This is a genomic window from Kitasatospora sp. NPDC059973 (assembly GCF_042737525.1).
In the GTDB taxonomy this organism is placed as follows: domain Bacteria; phylum Actinomycetota; class Actinomycetes; order Streptomycetales; family Streptomycetaceae; genus Kitasatospora.
Map to the genome: position 1 here is coordinate 1 of NZ_JBHWUI010000223.1, position 10,930 is coordinate 10,930.

At 70.4% G+C, this 10,930-nt stretch carries 9 protein-coding genes and 1 pseudogene; 4 read left to right on the top strand and 6 right to left on the bottom strand.

The features are described 5' to 3' along the window. Window positions 1-544: pseudogene (locus ACFWA9_RS35545) on the top strand (topoisomerase II); the annotation flags it as partial. Between the two features lie 16 nt (window positions 545-560). On the opposite strand, the gene ACFWA9_RS35550 reads toward ACFWA9_RS35545, so the two are convergent. Beyond that, the gene (locus ACFWA9_RS35550; RefSeq protein ID WP_329487470.1) at window positions 561-1,301 is read right to left on the bottom strand and encodes a Tellurium resistance; all 741 of its coding nucleotides are present in this window, start codon (window positions 1,299-1,301) and stop codon (window positions 561-563) included. A 397-nt stretch (window positions 1,302-1,698) separates the two neighbouring features. On the opposite strand from ACFWA9_RS35550, the gene ACFWA9_RS35555 reads away from it, so the two are divergent. Then, entirely contained in the window at window positions 1,699-2,838 is a 1,140-nt protein-coding gene (locus ACFWA9_RS35555; RefSeq protein WP_329487471.1) for a DUF2637 domain-containing protein, read from the top strand. Window positions 2,839-2,955: 117 nt separating this feature from the next. On the opposite strand, the gene ACFWA9_RS35560 is transcribed toward ACFWA9_RS35555, so the two are convergent. From ACFWA9_RS35560 to ACFWA9_RS35580, 5 genes are all read right to left on the bottom strand, one after another. Further along, window positions 2,956-4,062, bottom strand: a complete 1,107-nt coding sequence (locus tag ACFWA9_RS35560) for a DUF475 domain-containing protein (protein ID WP_352289697.1) — start codon at window positions 4,060-4,062, stop codon at window positions 2,956-2,958. Between the two features lie 72 nt (window positions 4,063-4,134). Beyond that, window positions 4,135-4,710, bottom strand: coding sequence for a TerD family protein (locus ACFWA9_RS35565; protein ID WP_329487473.1), 576 nt, complete (start codon window positions 4,708-4,710; stop codon window positions 4,135-4,137). A gap of 325 nt (window positions 4,711-5,035) precedes the next feature. Next, on the bottom strand, window positions 5,036-5,611 hold the full coding sequence (locus ACFWA9_RS35570) for a TerD family protein (RefSeq protein ID WP_329487474.1): 576 nt from the start codon (window positions 5,609-5,611) through the stop codon (window positions 5,036-5,038). Window positions 5,612-5,846: 235 nt separating this feature from the next. Next, on the bottom strand, window positions 5,847-6,305 hold the full coding sequence (locus tag ACFWA9_RS35575; RefSeq protein ID WP_329487475.1) for a peroxiredoxin: 459 nt from the start codon (window positions 6,303-6,305) through the stop codon (window positions 5,847-5,849). Window positions 6,306-6,544: 239 nt separating this feature from the next. Beyond that, complete coding sequence (locus ACFWA9_RS35580) at window positions 6,545-6,979, bottom strand: DUF3052 domain-containing protein (protein WP_329487476.1); 435 nt, start codon at window positions 6,977-6,979, stop codon at window positions 6,545-6,547. 516 nt (window positions 6,980-7,495) lie between these two features. On the opposite strand from ACFWA9_RS35580, the gene aceE reads away from it, so the two are divergent. Further along, on the top strand, window positions 7,496-10,246 hold the full coding sequence (gene aceE / locus ACFWA9_RS35585; protein ID WP_359802907.1) for a pyruvate dehydrogenase (acetyl-transferring), homodimeric type: 2,751 nt from the start codon (window positions 7,496-7,498) through the stop codon (window positions 10,244-10,246). 183 nt (window positions 10,247-10,429) lie between these two features. Next, window positions 10,430-10,876 (top strand): nitroreductase/quinone reductase family protein, encoded by a 447-nt coding sequence (locus ACFWA9_RS35590; RefSeq protein WP_329487478.1) that lies wholly within the window; start codon window positions 10,430-10,432, stop codon window positions 10,874-10,876. The last annotated feature ends 54 nt before the right edge of the window (window positions 10,877-10,930 follow it).

The window sequence follows — 10,930 nt, forward strand, 5'->3', positions numbered from 1 at the left end:
CGCCGCCGTGCCGGACCCGCGCCCCGTCGCCCGCCCCGAGCCGGGCACGTACACCCTGGCGCCCGCCGTCCCGCTCGGCGCCGCGCAGGCCGCCGCCCCACAGCCGCCCGCGTCGGCCCCGGCCGTACCCGCCCATGCTCCCCCGCCGCCGCAGGCGCCGCCCGCGATGCCGACGACCACGCCGACCGTCCCGCCCGCGCCCCCGGCCCGGCAACCGGGGTACGGGTACCCGCAGCCCGGCCCCCAGCAGGGCGGCTACGGCTATCCCCAGCAGGCCCCGCGCCCCGGGTACGGCTACCCGCAGCCGGCCCACCAGGCACCGCAGCAGCCCTACCCGCAGCAGCAGGGCACCTACGGGTACCCGCCGCAGCCCGCACCGCAGCAGCAGGGCGGCTACGGCTACCCCCAGTCGGCCACCGCGCCGCCGTCCCAGCAGCAGGCCCAGCAGCAGGCCCAGCAGCCCGCCCCGCCGGCCCCGCAGCCCCCGGCCGCCCCCGAGGAGTTCGCGCTGCCGCCGCAGGGCCCGCAGTTCCAGCCCCGCTGACCGCCGCGCGGGGCCGCTACTCCGGCCCGGACGGGCCCTTGTACCCGCGCTGCCACTGCATCCCGAAGCCGTACAGCCGGTCGATGTCCGCCTGGAAACCGTTGACGTAGCGCACCTCGCGGCGCACCGTCAGCTGGTTGTCCCCGGAGTTCTCGATCAGCACCACCGCGCAGGAACGGGCGGCCGGGGCACGTTCCTCCAGCTTGATCTCGATCCGCGGACCGGTCTGCGGCACGATCGTCACCACCGCGTTGGCCTGCTCGAACGCGGGTGTGCCGTCGTAGATGTAGACGAAGATGAGCAGCCGCTTGAACTGGTCCTTCTTCTCCAGGTTCACGTACATCGTCTCGCCGGACGGCGCCCCGTACTGGTCGTCGCCGCTGAGCTTGACGAAGGGCGCGCGCTGGAGGTCCCCGAAGTAGCCGCCGAGCGGTTGCACCACGCCCCGGCTGCCGTCGGACAGTTCGTACATGCAGGCCAGGTCGAGGTCGACGTTGAGCTGGGCGCCCTGCTGCGTGTCCGGCTCCACCGGGCTGAGGATGCGCGGGCTGAACCAGCGCTTGAGCGCGTCCCGGCCGGAGGAGCGCGGCGCTCCTATCCGGGTGGTCCAGTGCAGGTTGACGTAGAGGTAGCCGGTGGTGGCCGCGGCCCCGGTGATCGCGTGCTGCGGTGTCGACTTGGTGAGTGTGATCTTGTGCTGCCCGCCCGGGTCCAGGGTGTTCCGCTCCCCGCGCAGGTACTCCCAAATCGAGGCCATCCCAGTCCTCCCCCAGGGCCGCCGGCCGGTCCGGCGGTCCGTCGCTCAATGATCCGGCATCAGCCCGCCCGCCGGGTACCCGAACTGCTTACCCAGCCACGTGAACCGGACACCGACGGTGCACCGGCGGGACACCGGCCGACCACCGGCCGACCACCCGACGGCGGCCGGGAGCCGACGGCGGGTCGGCTGGCGGGACGAAGGTCCCCTCCCGTAACATGCCGCCCCTTCGGACGCGATATCGTCTAGCCGCACAGGTGTCCCGACCGCCCCTGCCCGGGCGCGGTGGGCGCCCGGCGGCAAGGACGCACCGTCAGGCCCTGTCCCGGCGACGGGATCTGATCGTCTGTGTCGCACTGTGACCTGTCCCCTGCGGAAACCCGAGGCCCGACCCGCAATGAACCTGACCTCCATACAGCTGGTCTGGACCGTCATCGGCGGCGCAGCCCTGCTGTTCACCGCCATCCTGGTGGCGACGCTGCGCTTCAAGAACACGACCAAGAACGAGGACTCGGGTGACTCCTGGGAGCGCACCGAGGAGCGCCGCCGGCGCAAGGAGATGATCTACGGAATCTCCTCCTACGTCCTGCTGTTCTGCTGCGCCGGCGTCGCCGCCGCGCTCTCGTTCCACGGCCTGGTGGGCTTCGGCAAGGAGAACCTGGGCCTGTCCAACGGCTGGGAGTACCTCGTCCCGTTCGGCCTGGACGGCGCCGCGATGTTCTGCTCCGTCCTCGCCGTGCGCGAGGCCAGCCACGGTGACGCGGCGCTCGGTTCGCGCCTGCTGGTCTGGGTCTTCGCGATCGCCTCGGCCTGGTTCAACTGGGTGCACGCCCCGCGCGGCGTGTCCCACGACGGCGCCCCGCAGTTCTTCTCCGGGATGTCCATCTCGGCCGCGATCCTGTTCGACCGGGCGCTGAAGCAGACCCGCAAGGCCGCGCTGCGCGAGCAGGGCCTCGTCCCGCGTCCGCTGCCGCAGATCCGGATCGTCCGCTGGCTGCGCGCCCCCCGCGAGACCTACGCCGCCTGGTCGCTGATGCTGCTGGAGAACGTCCGCAGCCTGGACGAGGCGGTCGAGGAGGTCCGCGAGGAGCGCCAGACGAAGGAGGCCGCCAAGCTGCGTGCCCGCAGCGCCGACCGCCGCGAGCGCGCCGAGCTCAAGGCCATCTCCCGCCAGAGCGGGATGCTGGCCCGGGCCCGCGGCGGCCGCCAGGTGCCCGCGCTCACCGCTGCCGGAGACGGCCCGAACGCTTCGGAGCCTGCCCTAGCCGCCGACGCCGACGCCACCTCCCAGACCGGCCGCTCCGTGCTGGAGCCCGCTTCGCTGAGCGCCCTGGAGGCCGGCCGCCGCCCGCGGGCCGCCGTCGGGTCCTCCTCGACCGACCCGTTCGGCGACTCGTCCTACCTCGGCAGCGGCTCCTCGTCGTCCTCCTACCGCAGCTCGACCATCGACCTGACGGCCGACGACGACACCCTGTCGATGCCCAAGCTGGACTCGCTGGAGCGCAAGCTGCGCGCCATCGAGCAGCAGCTCGGCTGACCCTCCCGCAGCGGGGACAACCGAACCGAGCACCACGCACGCAGAACGGCCGCCCCCTCACCGGAGGGGGCGGCCGTTCTCGTCGGGCCCCGGGGCGACGGCCCCGGGTGCGGAGCGCTACTTGCCGGCGCTCGCCAGTTCGTGGTCGTCCCCGCCGCCGCCCGCGGCGGCCTCCTTGCGGTTGCGCAGGATCGACGAGCCGAGGGCGAGGCCGATGAAGGCGACACCGATCAGGCCGGTGACGATCTCCGGGATGTGGTACTCGATGCCGACCAGCAGGATCACCGAGAGCGCGCCGATCGCGTAGTGCGCGCCGTGCTCCAGGTAGACGTAGTCGTCGAGGGTGCCCTGGCGGACCAGGTAGACGGTCAGCGAGCGGATGTACATCGCGCCGATGCCGAGGCCCAGGGTGATCTGGAAGATGTCGCTGGAGATCGCGAACGCGCCGACCACGCCGTCGAAGGAGAACGACGCGTCCAGCACCTCCAGGTACATGAAGAGGAAGAACGCGGCCTTGCCGCCCACCTGGACGATGGACTTCCCGGACTTGCCGGACGTCTCCTCCTCCTCGGCCTCCTCCTCCAGGCCCGCCTCGAAGATCGAGGAGAGCCCGTTGACGGAGAGGTAGGTGACCAGGCCGAGCACACCGGCGAGCAGCACCGTCTCGGCGTGCTCCCCGGCGAAGAAGTTGGACGCCAGCAGCAGCGTGACCAGCGCGACGACCGTCGAGAAGGCCTCCAGCTTGCCGACCTTCTCCAGCGGACGCTCGATCCAGGCCAGCCAGTTGTAGTCCTTCTCCTCGAAGATGAAGTCGAGGAAGATCATCAGCAGGAAGACGCCACCGAACGCCGCGATGGCCGGGTTGGCGGCCTCCAGGTACTGGGCGTAGGTGGAACCCTCGTAGGTCTTGTCGGAGTTGAGCGCGAGGTCGATGACGGTCGCGGGGCTGAGGTGCGCGGTGAGGCCGACGACCAGCAGCGGGAAGATCAGCCGCATACCGAAGACGGCGATCAGCACGCCGACGGTGAGGAAGATCTTCTGCCAGTACGGGTTCATCCGCTTCAGCACCGTGGCGTTGACCACCGCGTTGTCGAACGACAGGGAGATCTCCAGGATGGAGAGGATCAGCACGATGCCGAATCCTTCAGCTCCCCAGAGCAGGCCGGCTGCGATCAGCCCGATGACGGTGATCGCGAATGACCAGCCGAAGGTGCGGAGGAACACGGGACTTGGTTACCTTTCGAGTTCATGGCGCCGAGGACGTCGACCGCGTCGGACGCGGGTCTCGGGCCGCCGTTACTGTACGTTCACGCCGAAATCAAGGGCAATGCCGCGCAGACCCGAGGCGTACCCCTGGCCCACCGCGCGGAACTTCCACTCGCCCGCGTAGCGGTACAGCTCGCCGAAGATCATCGCGGTCTCGCTGGAGGCGTCCTCGGTCAGGTCGTACCGCGCGATCTCCTGCCCGTCCAGGGAGTTGACCACCCGGATGTAGGCGTTGCGCACCTGGCCGAAGTTCTGCAGGCGCGACTCGGCGTCGTAGATCGACACCGGGAAGGCCACCTTGTCCACCTGCGGGGGGACGAGGTCCAGGTTGACCAGCACGACCTCGTCGTCGCCGTCGCCGTCGCCGGTGAGGTTGTCACCGGTGTGCTCGACCGAGCCCTCGGGGCTCTTCAGGTTGTTGTAGAAGACGAAGTACTCGTCACCGAGCACCCGGCCTCCCGAGCAGAGCAGCGCGCTCGCATCGAGGTCGAACGGCGCACCGGTGGTCGAGCGGGCGTCCCAGCCGAGGCCGATCTGGACCTGCGTCAGATTCGGCGCGGCCTTGGTGAGCGAGACGTTTCCACCCTTGGCGAGCGTGACACTCATGGCTGTCCTTCCTCCCTTTTCCTCCCGGGGCGCATCTCAAGGTCTATTCCCCCGTGGCCCCGCCCGGCCTCCTTCGGCCGGCTGAACTTCCTGAACTCCTATCCTTCCAGTGCGCCGGACCGGCTCGAAGCCGGGGCGCACGAACCGGTGACCCCCGGCCGGGCCCACCCGCCGCCCGCCCCGGGCGCCACGAGGCCGCACAGCACGGAACCGAGCGACCCGGCCCCGGACAGCACGAAGCCGGGGCGGCCGCCGACGCCCTCGCGTCCGCGGCCGGCCCCGGCCCGGTGGTGCTCCGTCAGGCCCGGCGGGCCCGCCGCCCGGCTCAGACGTTGACGCCGAAGTCCTGGGCGATGCCGCGCAGGCCGGAGGCGTACCCCTGGCCGATGGCGCGGAACTTCCACTCCGCGCCGTTGCGGTACAGCTCGCCGAAGACCATCGCGGTCTCGGTCGAGGCGTCCTCGGAGAGGTCGTACCGGGCCAGCTCCTTGTTGTCGGCCTGGTTCACCACGCGGATGAACGCGTTGCGGACCTGGCCGAAGTTCTGGGTCCGGTTCTCGGCGTCGTAGATCGACACCGGGAAGACGATCTTCTGCACATCGGCCGGCACGGTCGCCAGGTCGACCTTGATGGCCTCGTCGTCGCCCTCGCCGGCACCGGTCAGGTTGTCGCCGGTGTGCTCGACCGAGCCCTCGGGGCTCTTCAGGTTGTTGAAGAAGACGAAGTTGCCGTCCTTGTCGACCTTGCCCTGGTCGTTGCAGAGCAGGGCGCTGGCGTCCAGGTCGAAGTCCGTGCCGGTGGTGGTACGGACGTCCCAGCCAAGGCCGATGACCACGGCGGTCAGGCCGGGGGCTTCCTTGGTGAGCGAGACATTGCCGCCCTTGCTCAGGCTGACACCCACTTGTCCTCCAAGATTCGGGAGGCACGCACTGGTGCCCCCGTGGTGCGGTCGGAGGTGCGGCGACGATTGCGCCGAGCCTCTGACCAGCCAACGGACCGATCGTAGTGCCGGGTTCCCGTCCTGGGCGGAGAACGGGCCCGGCGTGGCTGTTCGAATCCGCGCGGGGCCCGCCCCGCGGTCCGTCCGCAGCCCGCCGGGCCCGTCGGGCACCCCCGGGAAGGGGCGCGCGGGGGCCTCAGAGCGCGCCGAGGACCTTCAGGTACTCCTGCTCGTCACGGGCGTCCGGCAGGTCGTTGACGACGCTCCAGCGGACCACGCCGGCCTTGTCGATCACGAAGGTGCCGCGCACCGCGCAGCCCTTCTCCTCGTTGAAGACGCCGTAGGCGCGGGAGACCTCGCCGTGCGGCCAGAAGTCGGAGAGCAGCGGGTACTCCAGGCCCTCCTGCTCGGCGAAGACGCGCTGGGTGAACGGCGAGTCGTTGGAGACGCCGAGCACCTGGACCTCGTCGTTCTGCAGGCGCGGCAGCTCCTTCTGGATCGCGCAGACCTCGCCGGTGCAGACGCCGGTGAAGGAGAACGGGTAGAAGACCAGGACGACGTTCTTCTCGCCCCGGAAGTCGGAGAGCCTGACCAGCTCGCCGTGCTGGTTCTTCAGCTCGAAGTCCGGAGCCTCGGTGCCGACCTCGATGGCCATGGTGGGACCTTTCTGACGCGACAGGGCCGCGCGGCGGGCGCGGCGAGCGCCATCCTTGCATTCGCCGACCCCGATTCGGCCGAACGGGTGAGGCGGCAGGCGCTCGGGCGGCCGCTTTCGCCCTCGGCGAACGCGACCCCCGGCAGGGGATCCAGCCCGGAACGCGAAACGGCCGGGCCCCGCTGGAGGAAGCTCCAACGGGGCCCGGCCCTGGATCGCGGCTCAGGCGCGAGGGGCGCTCAGCGCTTGCCCGCCTTGGCGGCCTTGGTCGCCAACCGGGTGGCGGCCCAGTCCTTGGCGATGGCGATCGAGCTGGTCTGCGAGAGGCCGGCGGTCCGGGCCGCGTCGGCGATGTCGGACGCCTCGATGTGGCCGTCCCGGCCGGTCTTGGGCGTCAGAAGCCAGATCAGGCCGCCCTCGGCCAGGTATTCCAGGGCGTCGACGAGGGAGTCGGTGAGATCTCCGTCGTCGTCGCGGTGCCACAGCAGGACGGCGTCGGCGACGTCGTCGTAGTCCTCGTCGACGAGATCTGTCCCGGTGATCTCCTCGATGCCCTCGCGGAGTTCCTGGTCACTGTCTTCGTCGTACCCCAGCTCCTGGATGATCTGGTCCTTCTCGAATCCGAGACGGTGGGCCGGGTTGGACTTGTCCGCGGGGTCCGCGGTCGCGCTCACGGGAATAACCTCCAGTATTCGGCTCGGCATCCATGCCGAGGCTGTGGCCGTAGTCCACACGGGCGCGGCGGTTCGCGCAAGTACCCGACCCCCGATCCCCTCCAAAGGTTGACGTGTCGCAGGGGGACACGCCGGTCGACGTGTCGTGAATCACACCGATTTGCCCTTCTCTGCATGGGACAAGGATGCTTCGGGTGACCCCGGTCCACAGGCCGTACGCGTGCCCGAGATGCGAACGGCATTCGGGTCCGCGCGTGCGCGGGCGTAGAGTCTCCTGTTGGCCCTCACCCCGACCGCCCGCCATCGGACGATCGGGCAACCAGGTCGGACCACCTCTGTTCGTAACACCCGGTGGTGCGGGGCGCAGGCAATAGCGCCTGCTCCGCGCGCCGCCAGACCGCTCCGCCTACCGGGCGCAGCGGTTACCGATCGGTAGAGATGACGGATCTCCGAGCGCGGTAGCACGATGGAGGCGGCGCGACACACCTCAGTTTCGACCGACAGTGAAGGAACAGCGTGGCTTCCGGATCCGATCGCAACCCGATCATCATTGGCGGCCTTCCGAGTCAGGTCCCGGACTTCGATCCCGAGGAGACCGCGGAATGGCTGGAGTCGCTTGACGCGGCCATCGACGAGCGGGGGCGCGAGCGTGCCCGCTACCTGATGCTCCGCTTGATCGAGCGCGCCCGCGAGAAGCGTGTCGCCGTGCCCGAGATGCGCAGCACGGACTACATCAACACCATCGCCACCAAGGACGAGCCGTTCTTCCCCGGCAACGAGGAGATCGAGCGCAAGGTCCTCAACGCGACCCGCTGGAATGCGGCCGTCATGGTCTCCCGGGCGCAGCGTCCGGGCATCGGCGTCGGCGGCCACATCGCCACCTTCGCCTCCTCCGCGTCGCTCTACGACGTGGGCTTCAACTACTTCTTCCGCGGCAAGGACGCCGAGGGCGAGTCCGGCGACCAGATCTTCTTCCAGGGTCACGCCTCCCCCGGCATCTACGCCCGCGCCTTCCTCCTGGACCGACTGTCCGAGCAGCAGCTCGACGCCTTCCGCCAGGAGAAGTCGAAGGCCCCGTACGGCCTCTCCAGCTACCCCCACCCGCGGCTGATGCCGGACTTCTGGGAGTTCCCGACCGTCTCGATGGGCCTCGGCCCGCTCGGCGCGATCTACCAGGCCCGGATGAACCGCTACCTGGAGCACCGGGGCATCAAGGACACCTCCGCCTCGCACGTGTACGCCTTCCTCGGCGACGGCGAGATGGACGAGCCGGAGTCGCTGGGCCAGCTGTCGCTCGCCGCGCGTGAGGGCCTGGACAACCTGACCTTCGTGGTCAACTGCAACCTGCAGCGCCTGGACGGCCCGGTCCGCGGCAACGGCAAGATCATCCAGGAGCTGGAGTCCCAGTTCCGGGGCGCCGGCTGGAACGTCATCAAGCTGGTCTGGGACCGCAGCTGGGACCCGCTGCTCGCACAGGACCGCGACGGCGTCCTGGTGAACAAGCTGAACACCACGGTCGACGGCCAGTTCCAGACGTACGCCACCGAGACCGGCGCGTACATCCGCGAGAACTTCTTCGGCGGCGACCTGCGGCTGCGCAAGATGGTCGAGAGCATGACCGACCAGCAGATCCAGCACCTGGGCCGCGGCGGCCACGACCACGCCAAGGTCTACGCGGCGTTCAAGGCGGCCCGCGAGCACACGGGTCAGCCGACGGTCATCCTGGCCCAGACGGTCAAGGGCTGGACGCTCGGCCCCAACTTCGAGGGCCGCAACGCGACGCACCAGATGAAGAAGCTGACGGTCGAGGACCTGAAGCGCTTCCGCGACCGCCTGCACATCCCGATCACGGACAAGCAGCTGGAGGAGGGCTACCCGCCCTACTACCACCCGGGCCGTGACTCGGAGGAGATCCAGTACATGCACGACCGCCGCAAGGAGCTGGGCGGCTACGTGCCGACCCGCAAGGTGCGGCCGCGTCAGCTGGAGCTGCCGGGCGACGACGCGTACAAGGCGGTCAAGAAGGGTTCGGGCAACCAGACCATCGCCACCACCATGGCGTTCGTCCGGGTGCTCAAGGACCTGATGCGGGACAAGGGCATCGGCAACCGCTTCGTGCCGATCGCGCCCGACGAGTACCGCACCTTCGGCATGGACTCGCTCTTCCCGTCGGCGAAGATCTACAACCCGCTGGGCCAGACCTACGAGTCGGTCGACCGCGAGCTGCTGCTGGCGTACAAGGAGTCCCCGACCGGCCAGATGCTGCACGACGGCATCTCCGAGGCGGGCTGCACGGCCTCGCTGATCGCCGCGGGCTCCTCCTACGCCACCCACGGCGAGCCGCTGATCCCGGTCTACGTCTTCTACTCGATGTTCGGGTTCCAGCGCACCGGTGACCAGTTCTGGCAGATGGCCGACCAGCTGGCCCGCGGCTTCGTGATCGGCGCCACCGCCGGCCGGACCACGCTGACCGGCGAGGGCCTGCAGCACGCGGACGGCCACTCGCACCTGCTGGCCTCGACCAACCCGGGCGTCGTCGCGTACGACCCCGCGTACGGCTTCGAGATCGCGCACATCGTCCAGGACGGCCTGCGGCGGATGTACGGCTCGTCGGCGGAGTTCCCGCACGGCGAGGACGTCTTCTACTACATGACCGTCTACAACGAGCCGATCAAGATGCCGGCCGAGCCGGAGAACGTCGACGTCGAGGGCATCCTCAAGGGTCTGCACCGGTACGCCCCGGCGACCGCCGGCCAGATCCCGGCCCAGATCCTCGCCTCCGGCGTGGCGGTGCCGTGGGCCCTGGAGGCCCAGCGCGTCCTCGCCGAGGAGTGGAACGTCAAGGCCGACGTCTGGTCCGCGACCTCCTGGAACGAGCTGCGCCGCGACGCGGTGGAGGCCGAGGAGTTCAACCTCCTGCACCCGGAGGAGCAGCAGCGCGTCCCCTACGTGACGCAGAAGCTGCAGGGCGCCGAGGGCCCGTTCGTCGCCGTCTCCGACTGGATGCGCGCGGTGCCGGACCAGATCTCGCGCTGGGTGCCGGGGCAGTACCAGTCGCTGGGTGCCGACGGCTTCGGCTTCGCCGACACCCGTGGCGCGGCCCGTCGCTTCTTCCACATCGACGCGCAGTCGGTCGTCCTGGGCGTGCTCACCGAGCTCGCGAAGCAGGGCAAGATCGACCGCAGCGCCCTGAAGGACGCGATCGACCGCTACCAGCTGCTGGACGTGGCCGCGGCCGACCCGGGTGCCGCCGGCGGCGACGCCTGAGCGCTCGGTGAGCCGGTGAACCGGTGAACCCAGGGGCCGGACCTCCTCCGTGGAGGTCCGGCCCCTCGCCGTTCCCGCCGCCGGATCCTCGGTGTGACCTCCGTCACATCCCCTTGAACCTCACACAGGTGTGAGCTCCTAGGGTCGTTCCCAGACGAACCGGACCACCCCAGGAGGTCTCCCATGAACGCCGTCCACCCCGAGCCCGCCGCCGGCGGCAACGCGTACAACCGCGGTGTGATCACCGAGTTCCGGGCCTCGGCCGGCACGGTCGGCGGCTCCTTCGCGGGCACCCCGCTGCTGCTGCTCACCACCTGGGGCCGGCGCAGCGGCGAGCCGCGCACCACCCCGCTGGTCCATCTGACGGAGGGCGGCCGACCCGTCGTCTTCGCCTCGAACGGCGGCGCCCCGGCCGATCCGGACTGGTACCGCAACCTGGCCGCCCGCCCCGAGGTCACCGTCGAGCTCGGCGCCGAGCGCTACCCGGCGCTGGCCGTCCCGGTGACCGGCGGCGAGCGGTACGAGGCCCTCTGGGCGGCCCAGATCGCCGCCCAGCCGGCGTTCGCCGCCTACCGGGCGCGGGCCGGGCGCGTGGTGCCGCTGGTGGAGCTGCGCCGCGCGGCGGGCTGACCCGGAAGGCCGACGCGCGAAGCCGGTGGCCCCGGACTCCCGAGGGAGTCCGGG

Excerpts from the sequence above, each read along its gene's own strand:
- ACFWA9_RS35575 (WP_329487475.1), bottom strand. The coding sequence starts at position 6,305 with ATGGCCATCGAGGTCGGCACCGAGGCTCCGGACTTCGAGCTGAAGAAC.
- ACFWA9_RS35565 (WP_329487473.1), bottom strand. The coding sequence starts at position 4,710 with ATGAGTGTCACGCTCGCCAAGGGTGGAAACGTCTCGCTCACCAAGGCC.
- ACFWA9_RS35550 (WP_329487470.1), bottom strand. The coding sequence starts at position 1,301 with ATGGCCTCGATTTGGGAGTACCTGCGCGGGGAGCGGAACACCCTGGAC.
- ACFWA9_RS35555 (WP_329487471.1), top strand. The coding sequence starts at position 1,699 with ATGAACCTGACCTCCATACAGCTGGTCTGGACCGTCATCGGCGGCGCA.
- ACFWA9_RS35590 (WP_329487478.1), top strand. The coding sequence starts at position 10,430 with ATGAACGCCGTCCACCCCGAGCCCGCCGCCGGCGGCAACGCGTACAAC.